Consider the following 21,131-nt stretch of genomic DNA (forward strand, 5'->3'; position numbering starts at 1 on the left):
GCATCTGTGTGCCCGCACAGCGTCAACAGGGGAAGGACTGCAGTGCCCATTTCTCCGATGCCCTAGGACTGATACTCATTGGGGGCCGCGCTTTCATCCACCACACACCAGCACTTGCAAGGAGTGACCATGATAAAAGCGACAGTTGTCGCCATAGCAGCCGCGATGACCGCAGCAGCTGGACTCATTTATCCAACGACAGCCGCCCAGGCTGCCCCTCAACACGGAATCCACGTTGAGGACGGCAAAATATACGAAGCGAACGGGCATGAACTGGTATTGCGTGGAGTCAACCATGCACATGCCTGGTTCCCCGGCAACACCCAAGCCTTCGACGACATCAGTTCGTTAGGTGCCAACTCTGTTCGCACTGTTTTGTCCAATGGTGTGACCTGGAACCGCAACAGCGAAGCTGACGTACAAAACGTCATCACCTCAGCAAAAGAAGCTGATCTCATTTCCGTCCTTGAGGTCCATGACACCACAGGCTATGGGGACACAGCAGCCAACGAAAAACGCTCCACTCTTGCACAAGCAACCGACTACTGGATTGACATCAAGAGCGCGCTGATCGGCGAAGAAGACTACGTCATGATCAACATCGGGAACGAACCCTACGGCAACAATAATGCCGCGAACTCTCACTACGTTGCAGAAACTAAAAAAGCCATCAAACGGCTCCGTGACGAGGGTTTGCACCACACACTTATTGTTGATGCGCCTGGTTGGGGACAAGACTGGCAGTACCTCATGCGCGACAACGCCGAAGAAATCTTCGCCTCCGACCCAGACCGGAATGTTGTGTTCTCCGTGCACATGTACGAGGTCTTTGACACCCCAACGAAAGTGTCAAACTACCTGGAGTCTTACCGCGCTAAGCGATTGCCCATCATCATCGGAGAGTTCTCCTCCACCCACTTTGACAAGCCAGTTGCTTGGGAAACGATCCTCACCGAAAGCAACCGCCACAACGTTGGTTACTTCGGTTGGTCCTGGTCAGGAAACGGTGCCGGCCTAGAAAAACTCGACCTCGTGCGTGATTTCTCTAAGAACTCGCTCACCCCATGGGGGCAAGAACTCTTCAACAGCCCCCACGGGATCGCGGCAACATCGCGCACTGCAACAGTGTTTCAGGAAGACACACCAGACGGTGACACCTACCCGACCTGCACCAGTTCAGCGTCAGACCCAGACGGTGACGGGTGGGGCTGGGAAAACAACCGCTCCTGCCGTGTTGCGCCTTCCGACACCTACCCGACCTGCACCAGTTCAGCGTCAGACCCAGACGGTGACGGGTGGGGCTGGGAAAACAACCGCTCCTGCCGTGTGAAGTAAGAAGCCATTCATCTCTCACGTGCCCGCACACCAGTACATGGTGGGCGGGCATGTGTGTGCCAGTGAGGTGTCAACATCGCAGTGAGCATTAGGCAACACAAAGTCAACCGAACCAGTGAAACGTTTAAGCAGGTGGGTGCGCACCCTGGACCTTGGTACCCATAAGGAGTCATGCTTCCCCACAGCACCCGACACCACAGCGAAAGCAAGGAGTAATCAATGAGGATGAGACACGCAGTCGCTGCTGCCACGGCGATCGCCGCATCTGCGGCCCTCGCCGGCACCGCAGCCGTCGCAGCACCAACCACAACCAGCGCCGACGACCCCATCGGGATCCACGTCAAAGACGGCCGGATCTTTGAAGCGGACGGCACCGAACTTGTTATGCGCGGCGTCAACCATGCGCACACGTGGTACACCGGGCGCACCCAGTCCTTCGAGGACATCGGGTCCCTGGGAGCTAACACTGTTCGCACTGTGCTGTCTAACGGGGTGAAATGGGAACGCAACGACGCAGCTGACGTTGCCAACGTCATCCAGCTCGCCAAAGACGCCGAACTCATCAACATGCTTGAAGTCCACGACACCACTGGGTACGGCGACCAATACGCAGACCCACCCCGGTCCACCCTCGCCGAAGCAGCAGAATACTGGGTTGACATCAAAGATGTGCTCATCGGCGAAGAAGACTACGTCATGATCAACATCGGGAACGAACCCTACGGTAACGACGCCGCCACCAATGCATCATTCGTAGCAGACACCAAAGCCGCCATCGCAACGTTGCGTGATGCTGGGCTTGAACACACCATCGTGGTCGATGCGCCAAGCTGGGGACAAGACTGGCAGTACCTCATGCGAGACAACGCCGAAGAAATCTACGAGGCTGACCCAACCGGCAACACCGTTTTCTCCGTGCACATGTACCAAGTGTTTGGCACCCCCGCCTCGGTCACGAACTACCTGCAATACTTCCTCGACCGCGACCTGCCCATCATCGTTGGCGAATTTGGTTGGGAGCACCAAGGGGAAACCGTGGCGTGGGAAGCGATCCTCTCAGAGTCCGAACGCCTCCAAACCGGTTACCTTGGTTGGTCGTGGAGCGGAAACACCGAGCCCTACTTGGACTTGGCGATGAACTTCAACAAAAACACCCTCAGCCAGTGGGGTGAAGACCTCTTCTTTGGACCCAACGGCATCCAAGAAACGTCACAGATAGCCAGCATCTTCGGCGGAGGAACCACAGACCCAACCGACCCAACCGACCCAACTGATCCCACGGATCCAACAGATCCCACCGATCCGACGGACCCGACTGATCCCACGGACCCCGGCACTGAGGTGTGCACAGCCACCTATCGCACTGTTGGCCAATGGCAAGGCGGCTTCCAAGGAGAAATCACCGTCAAAGCCACCACACCCATCACCTCATGGACACTGGAATGGAGCGCTCCAGGGGTAAGCGTTGGGAGCACGTGGGGCGGTGCAACAACAACCTCCGGCTCAACACTAACCACCGTCAATGAAGCATGGAACGGAACACTGGCTGCCAACAACACAGCAACCGTAGGTTTCATTGGCAACGGTCCAGCGCCAACAACACTGAATATCGCTTGCCGCTGATCACCGCCTTGTGTGACTGCCTGCACCGCAGGTAGTCACACCCCACTCACGATGCCCGCCGCCCCTGCACGTTCAGGGCGCGGCGGGCATCGTGCTGCTGTGGGTTTTTTGGTCGCGTGAACGCAGTCTCTCGCTCACCACACACAAGACATGTGCTCCGCACCACATTAGTATCGGAGGGGGACTAAGGTCCCAGCACCAATGATGATGCAACCGGAGGTATCCGTGACCCACAATGACACCCAGGCGACTCTGGACAACATGCTCCACGAAACCCGCTCCTTCCCGCCCTCCCCACAGTTCGCTGCGCAAGCGAACGCCCAACCCGAACTCGGTGAATCAGCTGCCACAGACCGCCTCGCCTTTTGGGCCACTCAAGCCCGCACCCACCTCACCTGGAAAACCCCTTTCACCCAAACCCTCGACTGGTCACAGGCCCCCGTAGCCCGATGGTTCGCCGACGGCACCCTCAACGCCGCCTACAACGCAGTAGACCGCCACGTACTCGCAGGCAACGGCGACCGAGTTGCACTGCACTTCGAAGGCGAACCCGGCGACACCGCGACCTACACCTACAACGACCTGCAACGCGAAACCAGCAGAACCGCAAACGCTCTTGCAGCCCTCGGCGTAACCTCAGGCGACCGCGTCATCATCTACATGCCACTCATCCCTGAAGCAGTTATTGCCATGCTGGCCTGCGCCCGGTTAGGCGCAATCCACTCAGTAGTATTTGGCGGGTTCTCCGCCGAAGCACTCCGTTCACGGATTCTCGACGCTGACGCCGCCATCGTCATCACAGCTGACGGAAGCTACCGCCGGGGCTCAGCGACCGCTCTAAAACCAGCCGTCGACGAAGCCCTAAACATGGACAACTGCCCCGTTCGCCACGTCCTTGTGGTCAGGCGCACCGGGCAAGACATTGCCTGGACGCAACACCGAGACGTGTGGTGGCACGATGCTTTAGCCGACGCCGACACCTTCCACGAACCTGCATGGGTGGACGCCGAACACCCCCTCTTTATCCTCTACACCTCAGGGACCACCGGAAAACCCAAAGGGATTCTCCATACAACAGGCGGGTACCTCACCCAAGCCGCCTTCACACACCATCATGTGTTTGACCTCAAAGCTGACAGCGACGTGTACTGGTGCACCGCGGACGTTGGATGGGTCACCGGACACTCATACGTTGTCTACGGTCCGCTCATCAATGGGGCAACACAGGTCATCTATGAAGGCACCCCCGACACCCCGCATCAAGGGCGCTGGTGGGAAATCATCGACAAGTACAACGTCACCATTTTGTACACGGCCCCCACCGCGATTCGCACCTTCATGAAGTGGGGTGAACACATCCCCCAGCAATACAACCTCGATTCCCTGCGAGTCCTAGGGTCAGTGGGAGAATCCATCAACCCCGAAGCGTGGATGTGGTACCGACGGGTCATCGGCAAAGACACCGCACCCATCGTTGACACCTGGTGGCAAACAGAAACCGGCGCCATCATGATTTCCCCCTTGCCCGGGATCACCGCCACCAAACCGGGCTCAGCCCAAACACCGCTGCCAGGCATCGTCGCCGATGTTGTGACCGACTTTGGTGAACCCGTAGCCCCCGGTGGCGGCGGCTACCTTGTCCTCTCCGAACCGTGGCCCTCCATGCTGCGCGGAATCTGGGGCGACCACCAACGGTTTGTTGACACGTACTGGTCCCGGTTCACCGGCCGCTACTTTGCCGGGGATGGCGCAAAACGCGACGATGACGGCGATATTTGGCTCATGGGCCGCGTTGATGACGTGATGAATATTTCTGGCCACCGGCTGTCCACCATGGAAATAGAGTCAGCACTGGTTTCCCACCCCAAAGTGGCAGAAGCTGCAGTGGTTGGCGCAACCGACGACACCACCGGCCAAGCGGTGGTTGCCTTTGTCATTTTGCGTGAAGAGTTCGCTGCCGCAGCAGCAAACCCAGAAACCCTCGACGCACTACACGCTGACCTTCGAGGGCACGTTGCCCACGAAATTGGCCCCATCGCGAAACCCCGCGACATCCTCGTGGTTCCAGAACTACCCAAAACACGGTCAGGGAAAATCATGCGGCGCCTCCTGCGCGACGTCGCAGAACACCGGATCGTTGGCGACGCCACCACCCTCGCTGACACCAGCGTCATGGATCTCATCACCGCTAAACTCTCGACGCCTGCATCGCGCTAATTTTGCACGTTACAGTAGGGAGACACCCTGTGGCCGCGCCGCTGGACGGTTGCGGCCACAGCCATGAGCACGACCTTCACCACCAACCTGAGGAGACACCTATGGCAGAGCAGCCAGACATCGACCGGGCACGCTTGATCGATGAGTTATCGCTGGCCGCTAAAAACGCTGAGGGCGATGCGAAAGCAGATACCTGGCGAGAACTATGGCGCCTCGTATTACCTCTCGAACGGTGGTTTTTCATCAAAGATGAATCCGAAACACTGTCTCCCATCTTCCTGAAAGACGGCGACAGCGTCATCCTTCCCGTCTTCACCGACTCAGAGCGCGCAACCCGTTTCGCGCAGGACTTTGGCGGACCAGACCGGGTATACGCATCGGCTCCAGGCTCGATGCTCACCGCCACCCGCCAACTCACCCAAGGCGGCGTAACCCTGTGTGTATTCAACCCGCAAGAAGAACCCTTCGCGGTGACCCCTGGCACGTTGGAACAACTAGCTGACGGGTATGTTTCCTCCGGTGAGGGACAAATTGTCGGGGTGCGCGGAACCGACCCACAAACCCAGGTAGATGTTCTAGCCGACTTTGCCCGCAAAAACCCCCAGGACCTCAAAGCTCGTGGCGCCCTGTGGGTACACACGCTGCTGCTTGAATCGTGGTACTTGGTGCCACGCGGCGAAGGGGAAAACATGCAGCCCTTCGCGGTGACTGGGGCAGACGGTGCCACGCTCATCGTTTTCACCGAAGCGAAACGTGCAGCCGACTACGCAAAACTGCGTGGAATGGGCGAGCTCGATGCGGTCATCGCTATGACTCCCGACGAGGTGGTGTCTGTGTTCACCGCTGAAAACAACCCCGTGACATCCGTGCAAGTAGACCCACAACACGGGTCCTTTTACACACCGGTAGACCAGCTGGCGTCCATGCTGGAGATTGCCCGCGAGGTAGAGCGCAAGCAAAAAGCCGCATCAGAGGAGTGACGCGGCTTTGTACTTGCTACTCCAGCTCGGTGAGGAACTTGCGGACCTCACCGTCAAGGGTGGTTGTTGACCCGATGAGGCTGGTTCCCGGACCAGCCACCTGAGTATCTAGTTCGCGGACTGCGTTGTCGATCCGATCAATGGATCCGTCAATGTCTGCGAGCGCAGCGGCCAGCGACGCAATGTGGTCACGTGATTCTGTGAGGCGTTCTTCGATTCCGGAGGACGCCTCACTGGTTTGGTCGGCTAGTTTGCGGATTTCATCGGCGACCACGGCGAAGCCTGCGCCTTGTTCACCGACTCGTTTTGATTCGATGGTGGCGTTGAGGGCGAGGAGCCGGGTTTGTTTGGCGATCTGTTGGATGAGGGAGTTGATGTCTCGCATCGCTTCGGAGTGTTGGGTGAGGTCTTCTGCCCTGGTCGCGGTGTCGCCGATGTGTTGGGCGACGCTTTGGGTGTCTGTGGTCAGTGTTGAGGTGACGTCGCGCAGGTCGTGGGACACGGAGGATAGTTGCTGTGCGTGGCGCAGGACTTCTTCTTCGAAGTGGGTGGCCAGTTCTTTGCGGCGGGCTGCGACTCCGGCGAGTTCTTCGTGGGTTGCGTGGAGTTGCCTGGTGGTGGCGTCAATGCGGCCTGCTTGGGTGGCGAACACTCCGCGCATCCCTGTTTCGAGGAAGCGGCGTTCGAAGCGTTGTTCGATGGCTGATGTTAGTGCGCCATCTGCTTCGCGGAGGCAGACATCAACCATGTCGAGGAAATGATTGAATTTGTCGCGGAGTTTGCGTGCGCCTCGTACTTGGTCGAATGCTGGTGTGTCTGTCCAGCGTTGTTCGAGGTTGCCGTCATCTATGCCACCGACGGCGGTGGTGAGGGTGGTGAAGAGCTGACGGTAGGCGTTCAGTTCGTCGCGTTCGCTGGCGGTGATGTTTGATCCGCCCAGGAATGAGGGTCTGTTCACGCTGCAACTCCTGTGGTGAGCGACCAGAACCATTGGCTGTAGGTCATTCCGGCTTGTGCGAGTGTTTCTTCGAGGCGCGCGTAGGAGGCTTCCCCTCGGGCACGCCCGGTGAGGCCGTGTTCTGCGGCGCGCATGGCGCGGTAGGTGTCCTCGACGGTGCGCAGTACTTGGCGGTTTATTGCGCGCCGGGAGGAGTGGTATCCGATGCGTTTGCCTTGCGCATCGTAGGTGGGGGTGACGTACGCTAGGACCCAGTAGTACGCGCCTGATGTTGCTTGGTTTTTGACGTACGCGAAAACTTCGTTGTTGGTTTCGAGGGAGTCCCAGACGAGTTTGTACACACCGGCGGGCATGTCCGGGTGTCGGATGATGTTGTGTGGTTTGCCGAGAGCTTCTGACTCTTGGAGGTCAGAGATGTCGAGAAAGACACTATTAGCGTAGGTGATACGCCCCTTGAGGTCGGTTTTGGTGACAATGATGTCCTGGGGGGCGAGGATCCTCTCCTCACCGGTGCGAGCTACGCCTGTCATCTGACGCTCCTTCTTGAGTCAACACGCCGATCGGCAGAGTCGATATTTCCTGTAGGTTTCGAGCGGGTGACTTTGCTGTGCGTATCGCCTCATTCGCCGCGTTTCACGATGCTCTATGCCGCCTTGTGTGGTGGAATGGCGGTATGTCAGCGGTCCTTTTGACGTCAACCAGCGGCCCCCTCACAGATGATGCGGCCAGTGGTGTTCTTGAACTTGTTGCTGCGATGACGCAGGAACTGGGGACGGCACCACTTTCAGAACAACCCCTTTTTAACCTTCGTGACCCGCGTGCACGCGTTGTGCACTTCATGGACACCCATGGCGGGGTTGTCACCGGTTACGGTCAGCTTGATGTCACCCCGGAAACTGGTGGCTCCTTTGAAGTCACGGCGCGCGGTGAGCACCGTGCGCACCGTATTCACCGTTTCCTTGAGGAAGCTGAACTTGTCGCAGCAGATCACGAGGTTGGTGTGCGCCCGTGGTTGCACGGCGATGACCCTGATGCGCGTGCCGCTTTCACCAGGGCTGGGTATTCACCAGCTCGTACGCTCGCAGTATTGCAACGCCCCTTGGACACTCCCATTGACGCGCACATCCCTGATGGGATGGTCATCCGAGAGTTCAACCCGCCTCATGACGTCACCGCTTGGCTTGCCACGAACGCGCAAGCGTTCTCGTGGCACCCTGAACAAGGCGACATCACGCTGCATGACTTGAACCACCGCATGGCTCAGCCGTGGTTCGATGCCAGTTTGTTTTTCCTGCTGTGCCCTGCTGATGACCCCTACGCTATTCACGGGTTTGTCTGGCTCAAAGCAGAACCAGGGGCATCGGACATCGAACTGTATGTCATTGGTGTCCACCCAGAGAGCCAGGGGCGCGGTTACGGTTCATTCCTCTCTGCTTACGCCGTTGACCATGCAACCCGCCTCGGGTACACCAGCATGACGCTGTATGTGGAGGGTGACAATGCCGCCGCAATGACCGTCTACCAACGCTTGGGCTTCTCACCTGTTGAACACCACGTTAATTTTGCGAAGATCAGACCTGAACGCGAGCAAGGATAAGACAATTAATGGCACCATGGAGACATGACTGAACGTGCCGCCGAGCAGCCCGATGTCCTTGTCACGCCCCCCAGTGCCGCCCCACTCGATGACGACCTTGCTGCGCACATCGCCGAGCACATAGCTGATATCCCCGAAATCGCCGCTGATGGCATTGAACCGTTGCCGGAGGGACGGTTCGTTGATCGGGAACTCAGTTGGCTAGCGTTCAACGAACGCGTGCTGAACCTCGCAGAAGACGAGCACGTGCCCCTGCTGGAACGTGTACGGTTCGCCGCAATCTTCGCCTCCAACCTTGACGAATACTTCATGGTTCGGGTGGCTGGGCTCAAACGCCGCATCGCAACCGGTTTGGCCGTCACATCTGCCTCAGGGATGACACCGCGTCAAACACTTGATGCGATCTCCCAACGCACCGGCGAACTCATGGAACGCCACGCACGCCTATTCCACAAAACACTTCAACCAGCCCTGGCTGAAGAAGGCATCACCATCGTGCGGTGGGAGGAACTCTCACCGCAAGAACAAGACCGCCTCCACAAGTTCTTCCGCAAACAAATCTTCCCCGTGCTCACGCCACTAGCCGTGGACCCAGCGCACCCATTCCCCTACATTTCAGGGTTGTCACTCAACCTTGCGGTGCTTTTACGTAACCCCACAACCGACAAAGAACACTTCGCTCGCGTGAAGGTTCCGCCCCTTCTGCCCCGCTTCATTGCTGTTGACGCCAAGGGCCGCCCTTCAGCGCCTGACTCTCACACCGTGGAACCCACCTCGTTTGTGCCGCTAGAAGAGATCATCGCCCACCACCTGCACTACCTGTTCCCTGGCATGGACGTCATGGAATATCACACATTCCGGGTCACCCGAAACGAAGATGTCGAAGTCGAAGAAGACGACGCCGAGAACCTCCTCAAAGCAATGGAAAAGGAACTGCTGCGCCGCCGCTTCGGCCCGCCAGTGCGCCTCGAAGTCGCGAAAGGCATCACCGGGAGAATCCGAGAACTGCTGGTGCGTGAACTTCGCATCACCAACGACGAGGTATACATCCTCCAAGCGCCCCTAGACCTCACTGGTGTGAACCTTATTGCTGATCTGGACCGAGCTGACCTGCACTACCCAGCGTTTGTCCCCACTACCTCACGCCAACTCGCCGACGTCGAATCAGCGACCCCATCAGACATTTTCGGGGCCATCAAACGCCACGACGTGTTGCTGAACCACCCGTATGACTCGTTCTCCACCTCGGTGCAAAGCTTCCTCGAACAAGCAGCGTCAGACCCTCACGTCCTGGCAATCAAACAAACCCTGTATCGCACCTCGGGTGACTCCCCTATCGTGGACGCCCTCATCGACGCTGCGGAAGCCGGTAAACAAGTCCTTGCACTGGTCGAAATCAAGGCCCGCTTCGATGAACAAAACAACATTTCCTGGGCGCGCAAGCTCGAACGCGCTGGTGTGCACGTGGTATACGGCATTGTGGGACTGAAAACCCACTGCAAACTGTCCCTCGTCGTTCGCCAAGAAGCCGACGGACTACGCCGCTACTGCCACATCGGTACGGGGAACTACAACCCCAAAACAGCGCGCGCCTACACCGACCTCGGGTTACTCACCTGCGATCCCGATGTCGGACAAGACCTCACCCGCCTGTTCAACCAACTCTCCGGGTACGCACCACAATCACGATTTCACCGCCTCCTCGTTGCCCCCCGCAGCGTCCGATCCGGCCTGATAGCCCGCATCGAACGTGAAACACTGGCAGCACAACAAGGGCAACCAGCCTGGATAAAAATGAAAGTCAACTCCATCGTTGACGAACAAACTATTGACGCCCTCTACCGGGCATCCCAAGCCGGTGTGACCGTTGACCTCGTAGTACGCGGCATCTGCGCACTACGCCCAGGAGTACCAGGCCTCTCTGACAACATTCGTGTTCGCTCAATCCTTGGCCGCTACCTCGAACACTCCCGCATTTTTGCGTTCGCGAACTCCCTCGGTTCCGCACCAGGCTCAGAACACTCACTGCCCGGCTCCGTGCACATCCCCGGTTTGCCCGATGTCTTCATCGGGTCCGCTGACCTCATGCACCGCAACCTCACTCGCCGTGTTGAAGCACTCGTCTCCGTGTCCAACGAACGGCAAGTCAACGGCCTCATCCAACTCATCGACCGATCCATGGCCGACGACATCTCCTCATGGCACCTGCTATCCGACGACACCTGGGAGCGACGCCACCTCAACGAAGAAGGCACCCCCCTCAGCGACCTGCAACATGAACTCATTGCCCGACAACGTCAACGTTTGACTCTGGGACAATAAAACGTGCCCACTCCACGACGAACCCCGCACTCCAAAGTAACCGGCGGGAGAGTTCACGGCGCCCTAGGCGTAGCCGTAGAACCACGATCAACCGCGCCAGTCATCGAATGCGCAGGATCATTGATCTGGCGTGAAAAAGAAGGAACCCTCCAGGTTCTCCTCATACACCGCCCCCGCTACGACGACTGGTCATGGCCAAAAGGGAAACGCGACCCCGGCGAAGCCCTGCCCTGCACCGCCGTACGCGAGGTGAAAGAAGAAACCGGCCGAGACATCGTGCTCGGCATCCCCCTGCCAGGGCTGCAATACATTACCCCCGAAGGGGACCTCAAACGGGTCCACTACTGGGCTGGGCGAATCGTCAAAAAAGGCAACGGAGCGCTGGCCGCACGAGCACCCGTTGGTGACGTGGACAGCCGTGAAGTTGACGAATCAGCCTGGTTTCCCCTCAAAGAGGCCTATAAGAAACTCACCCGTGCCGCTGACCAAACGCCACTGCGAGCCCTAGAACAGGCACACACTGAGGGCCGGCTCCATTCACACGTGGTTGCAATCGCCCGGCACGGCAAGGCCTTAGCGCGCTCAGCATGGTTCGGTACTGAAGGTGACCGCCCACTGACGCCCTTAGGGTTTGGGCAATCCTGGGCGCTCGTGCCTGTGCTGTCCGCATTTGGGGTCACCAGCGTCGTCACCAGCCGCTGGGCACGATGCACGTTAACCATGCGCCCCTACGAAGAAGCTGCCCGGGTCAAAGCAAAAGAACTCGATAGCCTCACTGAAGCCAGCCACGAACGTGACCCAGAATCAGTGGTGAACGCAGTGCGGGAACTCCTCGAACACGAAGAACCCGCGGTTCTGTGTTCACACCGCCCCGTGTTGCCCACCCTGTTCGCGGCGATGGGTAAAGCCTCTGCAGACAAAAAGATCGCCTCAGCATTCCCCAACAAGGACCCATACCTTGGCACCGGTGAGGTACTTATCGCCCACGTCGCAAACAACTTCCCTCACGACGATTCATCAAAACCAATTCGAGTACTCCGCACAACGGGGGCGCGGATCGTTGGAATTGAACGGGTACGGCCTGACGTCACCTAAACGAACGAGTGCGGTCAGGGGTTAGCCCCTGACCGCGCTAGCCGAAAATAAGATGGAAAATGCCGTAGAAGGCGGCGGCAACAGTCGCTGCCGCTGGAAGAGTGAGAACCCACGCAATAGCGATCGACTTTGCAACACCCCACCGCACCGCAGATAGGCGGCGGGTCGCACCAACACCCATAATCGCGGTCGTGATGGTGTGCGTCGTAGACACGGGTGCGTGCAACACAAACGCGTTGAAATACAACACGATCGCCGAAACAGACTCCGCAACGAAACCACGTGCTGGGTCAAGCTCAATGATGCGCCTACCCAGGGTTCGCATAATGCGCCACCCACCCGAGTACGTACCTAACGAAATCGCTGCAGCAGCCGCAAGTTTTACCCACAATGGGATGCCCTCATCGGCACTAGCCCACCCCACGGTCAGTAGCGCCATATAAATGACACCCATCGTTTTTTGTGCATCTTGCAACCCATGACCTAAAGCCATCGCTGCTGCCGAGGCTGTCTGAGCGATACGGAAACGCCGCGTGGTCTTCGACGGAGAAGCCCGCCGGAAAATCCACAACACCGCGATCATGACGAAAAATGCGAGAGTGAACCCCACCAACGGGGACAAAAACATTGGCAGAACAACTTTTTCCACCACAGCGTCCCAGTGAACACCTGCGGAAGCAGCAACGCCAGCACCCACCAAACCACCAATCAACGCATGCGTTGATGACGAGGGTAAACCAAACCACCACGTGATGAGGTTCCAGGTAATGGCGCCAATCAGCCCGGCCATAATCACCAACAGGGCAAGATGATTATCAGAGCCCTGCAGGTCAACAATCTCATTAGCGATAGTCTCAGCGACTTCGGTCCCCAAAAGGGCCCCCACAAAGTTCATGACCGCCGCCAAAATCAGTGCAGCACGCGGGGTTAAAGCCCTCGTCGACACGGAGGTAGCAATAGCATTCGCAGCATCATGAAAACCGTTGGTGTAATCGAAGCTCAGGGCGAGCACCACCACAAGAACAACTAGAGCGAACTCCACGAGTCTCAGGACTCCTTGAGCGCGATAGTTTCCACCATGTTCGCGACCTTCTCAAACGCGTCAGCTGCGTGTTCCAAGGTTTCAACAACCTCTTTCAGCTTCATCAACTGAATAGGGTCTTGCACCTCATCAAACATTTGCGCCAACAACTTACGATGCGCTTTGTCGGCTTGGTTCTCTAACCGGTTGATCTCTACCCAGTACTCCGACAGATCATTCATCTGGCGTAACCGAGGCATCGCCTCAGCTGTCAACTCAGAACACCGTTGAAGGATAGAAATCTGGTCAGACACTTTGCGTGGGATCTCTTCAAGTTTGTACAACACGATGAGATCTGCAGCTTCCTCCATGTAATCCATGCAGTCATCCAACGCAGATGCCAGCCCCGCAATGTCATCCCGGTCCAATGGGGTAACAAACGTGGAGTTCAACTGGCGCATGATTGTGTGCGCCACATCATCAGCGTTGCTTTCCGCTTCGCTGATTTTCTTCCCCAGTGCTTTACGGTCAGGCTTTGATGCCCCAAGGATTTCACCAAGGAGATTTGCACCGACAACAAGGTGCCCAGCAAGTTCGGCGAGTAGATCAAAAAACGATGTATCGCGCGGTGTGAAGCGCAGGCGCACGGCAGACTCCGTTGAACAAAGAAAGATATGACGGGAGGGACAGTCACACAGGACATCCCTGAATAAGATTAGGGCAGGATTTTCAATCCGTCACAGCCATCGGTCACACAAAGTTCACACACCCGCTAACTCACAGGTGTAAATGGCGGATTTTCGGGCTTCACCTCAGTGGGACACGCTCAACACCACACAACCCGCGCGGCGGAGCAAAGAAAAAGAACGCCGGACCGGGAGCGCCTCTCGGCGCGAGGCCGCTCGAAGCGGCTGAAATTGGAGCCCGGGGCTACCGCAGCCCGACGTTCGAAGGACCATGCTACCCACCCACTGCCACCCGGCGCCACCCCTAGAATGACGCATCGGGCATGGGATAAATCACGCCACCACACTGGATCGCGTGCACTTGTGTCACTTAATCAAGGCGACCCACACGGGCCAACGACGCAGCCTCGTCAAAGTCGTCCGCCAAATCTTGAGTACGCCGCGCTACCCGGACCAACTGGCGTGCTGTGGCCGTTCCAGTGTCCGACGCCCCCTGAAGGTCAGCATCATCGGCCTGCGACACTGCCCCCAGCGACACAACCCGACAGAACGCCGATGCGCGCGATAGCGCAACATCGACAGCGCCGGTAAAAGCACCAGACAGCACAACATCAGCCAACGTCAACAAGTCACTCGGTGAGGGTGGATCAACCGCCCCCGCAATCGCGTGGGCGACATCGGCGACGTTACGCCCCTGCCGGTAATGCACGGCCATCAGGTCAGGGCTGTCTTTGACCCACTCACGCAACATGTACAACCGCCACAGTGCCCCCGGCAGCGTGTTCGCAGGAGAGTCAGACCACATGCCAGCCACTGCCTCAATGCCTTCACGCTCTACCAGACGCACAAGACGGTCAATGACGTCTGGTGCGGCATCAGCGTGGGCCTGATCCACAATCGCCGCAGCAGTCATATGGGCAAGCTCGCCATATTCTGCCGGGTCATAACCCCCAGGGATGGCCGCAGCTTCACTGTGATCCATGCTCGCGGGACGCCTAGGGCGCCCCGCCGCAGGTAACCAACGCTGCCCCATTTAGGCCCCTTGACCGGGTGTCGTAGCAGCCTCAGCGTCATCAGGGATAAACCGCAAACTCACCGAGTTCATGCAATACCGCTGCCCTGTTGGAGTCCACGGAGCATCATCAAAAACATGCCCCAAGTGAGACCCACACGCAGCACACAGCACCTCAGTGCGCACCATCCCCATAGAAGCGTCTTCTCGCAGTTCAACAGCATCATTACTGGCTGGGTCAAAGAAACTTGGCCACCCACAATGAGCATCGAACTTCGTGGCCGCAGTAAACAACTGCGCATCACACCCGCGGCACACATATTTCCCGGTGCGGTCCTCATTAAGCAACGCCCCCGTGAAAGGCCGTTCAGTGCCCGCTTGCCGCAACACGGCAAACTCAACATCACTAAGTCGCGCTTTCCAATCCGCGTCGCTTCTGGAGATTCGGTAAGTCATCGGTAAACCCCTTCACCGGATGTCGTGGATGATGCGTCATGGAGACAACAAGCGTGCCACCATAGTTATGCCCGCTTGACTGTCTGCGCTGCACGAACAGGACTCACCATCTTATGACTTTCCCCGACGATCTTCTCGAGCCCGTCGCAACACTCGAGCGCACGCACCTGATCATCCTGCTCGTTGCACTCGTTATCGCACTGAGCTGGCACCCGCTGTGGCGCACACTACGACACATCGTGACGATCGTCCACGAAGGTGGACACGCATTCATGGCACTCCTCGCAGGGCGAGAACTCTCCGGAATTCGCCTGCACTCAGACACCTCAGGGCTCACCGTCAGCCGAGGGAAACCACGCGGATTCGGCATGATCCTCACCGCAGCTTCAGGCTACACCGCCCCCGCAGTAGTAGGTCTACTAGGAGCCTGGCTCGTATCACTGGGGTACACCATGATCTGGGTGTGGGGTTTTGTCCTCGTCCTCGTCGCTATGCTCATGAAAATCCGCAACTGGTTCGGTGCGTGGGTACTCCTCGCTACCGGTGCCGTCATAGGCGCAGCAACCTGGTTCGGCCCACCAGAAATCCACGTATGGATCGGCACCCTCCTCGCCTCACTGCTCACCATCGGTTCAGTGCGGGCAGTCATCGAGCTAGGCCGTTCACGGGCCCGTGGGGCACGTTCAACCGACGCAGACATGCTCGGCCACATTACCTGGCTACCCGCACCACTGTGGGTTGCCGGGTTCTTCCTCATCACCGTGGGCTGCACCGTGGCAGGTGTATGGCTACTCCTTGGCTGAGGTAGCCGACACATGAAGCGACCGTGACGCAGTGAATACTCACCCTTTGTGACGTGACGCGCTACGAAACACTTGGCTAACACTGCCCAAAAACAGCCCTGATCACTATTTTCACCCCGTTCTCGCACCCTAGTCTGTGGACGTAATCCCCTCCACAATTGGGAAGAGAAACGACGATGGCAACCCCTGTCTTAGTAGACAGCACACCCGCGCCTGCCACGCCGGTCACCCTCACAGACACCAACCGGACCACCCGGCCACCGTCTGAGGTCCGCCGGTCACCCGGTACATTCCGGTGGAGGCTCTGGCGTCAATACCTAGCATTCCTCCTGCTCGCCGGCCCCAACCTGGCGCTGCTGCTGATCTTTACCTACAAACCACTGATCGAGAGTTTCTACTACTCGACACTGCAATGGAACATCGGCTCCCCCACCGCACGATTTGTGGGATTCGACAACTACATTCAGTTCTTCACCAGCAGCAAAACCGCGCAGGTTGCAGGGAACACCCTCGTGTTCACCCTGGCCACTGTTGGCGGGGCACTTGTCCTTGGACTTGGCCTAGCGCTCCTGTTGAACCAGCGCATCCGCGGCCGCTCCATTGCACGGACCGTCGCATTCGCGCCGTACGTCCTGTCCGGCATCGCGGTCGGCATGTTGTGGCTTTACATCTTCGACCCACGCTACGGGCTACTGGGCACACTGCTCAGCGCCGTAGGGATCACCTCACCCGACTGGTACAACTCCTCACCCTGGGCGATGGTCATGCTCATCATCGTCTACCTGTGGAAACACCTCGGCTACGTGGCGCTCATTTACCTTGCTGGCCTACAAGGCATCAGCCAAGAAGTACGAGACGCAGCAGCCCTCGACGGCGCAGGACGGTGGCGGACACTACGCTCCATCGTGCTCCCCCTGCTCGGGCCCACCACATTCTTCCTCCTCATCACCACACTGCTGGCGTCACTACAGTCATTCGACCTCATCCACGCCATGACCCAAGGCGGACCCCTCGGGTCCACCACCACACTGATGTACCAGATCTACCAAGAGAGCTTCGTCAACGGCCGGGCCGGGTACGCCTCAGCAGTAGCAACCGTGCTGTTCATTGTGCTCCTCGTGATCACGCTCATTCAGTTGAAGTTCGTTGAAAAGAAGGTGCACTACTGATGGCCGCGATCACCCAACCCGACCACCTCAACCTTCCGGTGCGTCAACAACGCCAACGTTTCACCTTGCTCGATGCCAGCAGCTACCTCACGCTCATCATCGCGGTACTCGTGATGGCGGTGCCCCTGGTCTGGATGTTCGCAGCCAGCATGAAACAACCCAGCGAACTCACCACCGTCCCCCTGCAATGGTTACCCCAAACCATCAACGCAGATAACTACGCAACCGTTGGTGACCGGCTACCACTAGGCAGGCTCTTCGCCAACTCACTCCTCCTGACGGCACTAGGCGCAGGACTCAAAATCCTTCTCGGACTCACCTGCGCCTACGCGCTCGTGTTCCTGCCCTTCCCCTTCAAAAAAACCGTGTTCGCTATCGTGCTGTTCACCCTGCTCGTCCCCCAACAAATCACGATCATCCCCAACTACACGCTCGTGGCATCACTGGGGTGGCTCAACACCTACCAAGGCATCCTCATACCAGGACTAGCCAGCGCCTTCGGTACCTTCCTCTTCCGTCAACACTTCCTCACCGTGCCGGTATCAATCCTGGAAGCCGCACAACTAGACGGAGCAGGACACTGGCGCCGACTCTGGCGATTCGTTGTCCCCATGTCCTGGCCAACCATCTCAGCCGTAGCGCTCGTGTCGATCGTCGCGGAATGGAACGAATACCTCTGGCCATTCCTCGTCATCGACAACGCCGACATGATGACCCTGCCACTGGGGCTCACCCTGCTCCAAGACATCGACGGCATGAACAACTGGGGCGTCCTCATGGCAGCGACCGTCCTGGTGACACTGCCCGTGCTCGTCATGTTCCTGATTTTGCAGCGCCGCCTCGTTGACGGACTCACCGCCGGTGCCGTCACCGGCTAGGTGCAACGCGCTGGCAAAAAACTTACCCATCCCCCGGCAGGCAACCGCCTGCCAACACCACCCCTAACAAGGAGAAACTGTGTCTCGTTCTGCCTTTGGAAAAATTGTTGACATGCAGGTATCCCGCCGTTCCATCCTCCAAGCATCAGGCCTTGGTGCCCTGGGCATCGCCCTAGCCGCTTGCTCCGGCCCCGCAACTGGAGAAGAACGCAGCAACAACCAAACCAGCGACGTTGACTGGTCAAGCATCACCCCAGCCAAAGAAATCACCTGGTGGTCCAACCACCCAGGCGCATCCAAAGAAGCCGAAGAAGAACTCATCTCACGCTTCACCGCTGAAACCGGTATCACCGTTAAACTCGTCACCGCAGGGGCAAGCTACGACGAAGTCGCCCAACGCTTCCAAGCAGCCTCAGGCACCGACTCCCTCCCAGACCTTGTTATCGCATCCGACGTGTGGTGGTTCCGATACTTCCTCAACGGCCAAATCATGCCGCTCGACGGCGTGTTTGAGCACCTCAAAGCCGACGTCGCGGACTTCAACCCCACCCTCTACAGTGACTACGAATTCGAAGGGCAGCACTACGCGGCACCATACGCCCGCTCCACACCGCTGTTCTACTACAACAAAGAGGTCTTCGCGAAGGCCGGGCTCCCCGACCGCGGCCCCGAAACTTGGGCAGAATTCGAAGAATGGGCACCAAAGCTCAGCGAACACCTCCCCTCAGACGGCGCACCACTCGGGTTGGCCATTGGCCCATCCTGGTCCGCTTGGTGGATGTCAAACATCATGTGGGGACGCGGCGCATCATTCTCCCGCGAATGGGACGTCACCCTCAACACACCAGAAGCCATTGAAGCCGGTGAATGGGTGCGCTCACTGTACAACGAGAAAAAATTCGCATCCGTTGGTAACGACACCAACGCCGACTTCGCTGCCGGATACTTCGGCTGCCTCATCGGCTCCACAGGTTCCCTCGCCGGGCTACTAGAAGCTGCCCCTTTCGAACTAGGCGCATCATTCCTCCCCGACGGCCCCAACGGCCCCGGCGTCCCCACCGGCGGAACCGGCCTAGCCATCCCATCGTCACGCACACCAGAACAACAACTCGCCGCCGCACAATTCCTGGCCTTCATGACCAACGCAGACAACACAGCGTTCTTCTCCAAATCAACCGGTTATGTGCCCGTGCGCACCTCCGCAACCACCGGAGAAACCATGACTGCCCTCTACGAAGAAATCCCCCTCTACCGGGTTGCTATCGACCAACTTGAACGCACTCAAACCCAAGACTGGGCACGCGTATTCGTGCCATCAGGCGACCAAATCCTCACCGACGGCATCGAACAGATAGTGTTGAACAACACCCCAGCCGAGGAAGCGTGGGCGGCAATCACCCCACGCCTTGAGCAAGCATTCTCCGAGAACGTGGAGCCCTACCTGTGACCAACACCCCCACCAACCCCGATGATCTCATTGATGGTGCTGGAGCTGCCGGCGGTAGTGCTGCCGGCGGTGTACCGCAGATCATCGCTCACCGGGGCAACCGATCAGTAACCCCGGAAAACACCCTCGCCGCGTTCGCATCTGCGATCCGGGCAGGGTGCGGGAGCATCGAACTCGACATCGTGCGCTCCCGTGACGGCGTGCCCATGATCATTCATGACGAGACACTCGATGCCACCACCAACGGCGCCGGGAAAGTGAGTGACTACCTCGCAGAGGAAATCGCCGCCCTCGATGCAGGAAGCTGGTTCGACCCTGCGTTCGCAGGAGCCCAAGTGCCCACTTTTGCACAGTTTGCTCACCACCTCGCGCAGCACCCAAGTGTTGAAGTCCTCCTTGAATTCAAGGGGGACTGGGACGAGCAAGCCACCGCAGGAGTCGTGGATATCGTCAATGAGCATGGCATTGCAGACCGCACAATTTTGCAGAGCTTCTCAAGGGTATCGATCACTGCGCAACACGCGATTGCCCCACAATCGCGGCGCGGTGTGCTGTGCGTCGAAGAATTCGACGGGCTGTTAGATCAGTGCGCAGCAGCTGGGGTGTACACGGTGAACCCGTACGTTGAGTACGTGCTAGCCCACCCCGAAATTGTGCAGCGCATCCACGAGGCGGGCATGTCCACCATGGTGTGGACCGCCAATAGCCCCACGCAGTGGGAGCGCCTAGTGGAGTTGGGTGTTGATGGGATCATCACCGACCGGCCCGATGCCCTAACCGGGTGGTACGCCGGGCGCGGGTTGGTCTAGGTCCTAACGGTCTGGTGTAGGAGCAGAACGCAACTGCACCAGACCACCCAAGCCCCCTCTGACCAGCGATTAAACGCCAGCAAGACAGAAAAAACTGAGGCACTGGTCACAACTGGGGTAGTCTGATTACGCGAATCGGCGATCATTGCGTATCCTAGATAACTGGTAGCGGCTCGCCGCAACCACGACGCTGTTAACCGCTCGGTTAATTCGCGTCAACAACTGAATGTGTTGCCTCTTTAGCTCAGTGGTAGAGCATCGGACTTTTAATCCGCGGGTCCTGGGTTCGAGCCCCAGAGGAGGCACCATCGGAAAAGCGGGCCTGACGTGCAAAAACGTCAGGCCCGCTTTGTTGTTCTCGGTTGCATTTGACGGGTCACTGCAGCCACATTGGGGCAAAACTGGGGCGCAGATTCAGGATCTTTCTGACACACCCCGTCCACCTCAAGATTGCCCTGCCCACGCATCGTAAGCTCCGGTATCCCCCACCACACCCACACCAGCATGTGGCATGTTTGAGGACAATGTGGCATGTCCTAAACAGGCCACTCAGTGCCAAAACATGCCACATGGAAAAGCGGGCGGTGGGGAGGGGCTGCGATAAGAAGGTGGAGGAAGAGTAGACAACCGTCAAGCTGTACGGCAGGTGCATTTCGCAAGCTACTCTCAGGCGTTGACAACCGATCGCAAACTCCTCGAACCAAAATGATTAGAATGTGCCCA

Annotated in this window: 18 protein-coding genes and 1 tRNA gene; 13 read left to right on the plus strand and 6 right to left on the minus strand. The window is 58.2% G+C overall.

Features of this window, described 5'->3' with window-relative positions; translation table 11 throughout:
- Positions 1–129 precede the first annotated feature (129 nt).
- The 4 genes from G538_RS0111205 (at position 130) to G538_RS17485 (ending at position 6,155) form a co-directional block, all read left to right on the plus strand.
- Positions 130–1,335, plus strand: coding sequence for a cellulase family glycosylhydrolase (locus G538_RS0111205; protein WP_029069387.1), 1,206 nt, complete (start codon positions 130–132; stop codon positions 1,333–1,335).
- Positions 1,336–1,560: 225 nt separating this feature from the next.
- Complete coding sequence (locus G538_RS18445) at positions 1,561–2,958, plus strand: cellulase family glycosylhydrolase (RefSeq protein ID WP_281170266.1); 1,398 nt, start codon at positions 1,561–1,563, stop codon at positions 2,956–2,958.
- A gap of 201 nt (positions 2,959–3,159) precedes the next feature.
- Positions 3,160–5,175 carry an acetate--CoA ligase gene (gene acs / locus G538_RS0111220; RefSeq protein WP_051197034.1) on the plus strand — a complete coding sequence of 672 codons (2,016 nt, stop codon included), beginning with the start codon at positions 3,160–3,162 and terminating at the stop codon, positions 5,173–5,175.
- A 101-nt stretch (positions 5,176–5,276) separates the two neighbouring features.
- The gene (locus tag G538_RS17485; RefSeq protein ID WP_051197036.1) at positions 5,277–6,155 is read left to right on the plus strand and encodes a hypothetical protein; all 879 of its coding nucleotides are present in this window, start codon (positions 5,277–5,279) and stop codon (positions 6,153–6,155) included.
- A gap of 16 nt (positions 6,156–6,171) precedes the next feature.
- On the opposite strand, the gene G538_RS0111230 is transcribed toward G538_RS17485, so the two are convergent.
- Both G538_RS0111230 and G538_RS0111235 read right to left on the minus strand, forming a co-directional pair.
- Complete coding sequence (locus G538_RS0111230; protein WP_029069390.1) at positions 6,172–7,113, minus strand: methyl-accepting chemotaxis protein; 942 nt, start codon at positions 7,111–7,113, stop codon at positions 6,172–6,174.
- Positions 7,110–7,643, minus strand: coding sequence for a PAS domain-containing protein (locus G538_RS0111235; RefSeq protein ID WP_029069391.1), 534 nt, complete (start codon positions 7,641–7,643; stop codon positions 7,110–7,112). Before G538_RS0111235 ends, G538_RS0111230 begins: the two co-directional genes overlap by 4 nt.
- A 143-nt stretch (positions 7,644–7,786) precedes the next feature.
- Between G538_RS0111235 and mshD the strand changes: the two genes are divergently transcribed.
- From mshD to G538_RS0111250, 3 genes are read left to right on the plus strand one after another with little or no spacing between them, the layout of a single operon-like run.
- A complete protein-coding gene (gene mshD / locus G538_RS0111240) occupies positions 7,787–8,710 on the plus strand; it encodes a mycothiol synthase (RefSeq protein WP_029069392.1) in 924 nt (307 codons plus the stop codon).
- A gap of 24 nt (positions 8,711–8,734) precedes the next feature.
- Positions 8,735–11,032, plus strand: coding sequence for an RNA degradosome polyphosphate kinase (locus G538_RS0111245; protein ID WP_029069393.1), 2,298 nt, complete (start codon positions 8,735–8,737; stop codon positions 11,030–11,032).
- A 3-nt stretch (positions 11,033–11,035) separates the two neighbouring features.
- Complete coding sequence (locus tag G538_RS0111250; protein WP_029069394.1) at positions 11,036–12,127, plus strand: NUDIX hydrolase; 1,092 nt, start codon at positions 11,036–11,038, stop codon at positions 12,125–12,127.
- Positions 12,128–12,164: 37 nt separating this feature from the next.
- Here the strand turns inward: G538_RS0111250 and G538_RS0111255 are convergent, their stop codons facing one another.
- From G538_RS0111255 to msrB, 4 genes are all read right to left on the minus strand, one after another.
- A complete protein-coding gene (locus G538_RS0111255; protein WP_029069395.1) occupies positions 12,165–13,169 on the minus strand; it encodes an inorganic phosphate transporter in 1,005 nt (334 codons plus the stop codon).
- 5 nt (positions 13,170–13,174) lie between these two features.
- A complete protein-coding gene (locus G538_RS0111260) occupies positions 13,175–13,795 on the minus strand; it encodes a DUF47 domain-containing protein (RefSeq protein ID WP_029069396.1) in 621 nt (206 codons plus the stop codon).
- Between the two features lie 409 nt (positions 13,796–14,204).
- Complete coding sequence (locus tag G538_RS0111265) at positions 14,205–14,816, minus strand: hypothetical protein (protein WP_029069397.1); 612 nt, start codon at positions 14,814–14,816, stop codon at positions 14,205–14,207.
- Between the two features lie 51 nt (positions 14,817–14,867).
- Positions 14,868–15,302, minus strand: a complete 435-nt coding sequence (msrB, locus tag G538_RS16445; RefSeq protein WP_035834243.1) for a peptide-methionine (R)-S-oxide reductase MsrB — start codon at positions 15,300–15,302, stop codon at positions 14,868–14,870.
- A 113-nt stretch (positions 15,303–15,415) separates the two neighbouring features.
- On the opposite strand from msrB, the gene G538_RS0111275 reads away from it, so the two are divergent.
- The 6 genes from G538_RS0111275 to G538_RS0111300 all read left to right on the plus strand — a co-directional run bounded on the left by G538_RS0111275 (position 15,416) and on the right by G538_RS0111300 (position 20,716).
- Entirely contained in the window at positions 15,416–16,105 is a 690-nt protein-coding gene (locus G538_RS0111275) for a M50 family metallopeptidase (protein WP_029069398.1), read from the plus strand.
- A 176-nt stretch (positions 16,106–16,281) separates the two neighbouring features.
- Positions 16,282–17,274, plus strand: a complete 993-nt coding sequence (locus G538_RS0111280; protein ID WP_029069399.1) for a carbohydrate ABC transporter permease — start codon at positions 16,282–16,284, stop codon at positions 17,272–17,274.
- The gene (locus G538_RS0111285) at positions 17,274–18,152 is read left to right on the plus strand and encodes a carbohydrate ABC transporter permease (RefSeq protein WP_084618351.1); all 879 of its coding nucleotides are present in this window, start codon (positions 17,274–17,276) and stop codon (positions 18,150–18,152) included. Before G538_RS0111280 ends, G538_RS0111285 begins: the two co-directional genes overlap by 1 nt.
- Positions 18,153–18,231: 79 nt before the next feature.
- Positions 18,232–19,599 (plus strand): ABC transporter substrate-binding protein, encoded by a 1,368-nt coding sequence (locus G538_RS0111290; RefSeq protein ID WP_084618352.1) that lies wholly within the window; start codon positions 18,232–18,234, stop codon positions 19,597–19,599.
- Entirely contained in the window at positions 19,596–20,408 is an 813-nt protein-coding gene (locus G538_RS0111295; RefSeq protein WP_051197038.1) for a glycerophosphodiester phosphodiesterase, read from the plus strand. The genes G538_RS0111290 and G538_RS0111295 overlap by 4 nt, the downstream gene beginning before the upstream one ends.
- A 233-nt stretch (positions 20,409–20,641) precedes the next feature.
- A tRNA-Lys gene (locus G538_RS0111300) sits at positions 20,642–20,716 on the plus strand.
- Positions 20,717–21,131 lie beyond the last annotated feature (415 nt).

The organism is Jonesia quinghaiensis DSM 15701, assembly GCF_000423205.1.
Taxonomy (GTDB): Bacteria; Actinomycetota; Actinomycetes; order Actinomycetales; family Cellulomonadaceae; genus Jonesia; species Jonesia quinghaiensis.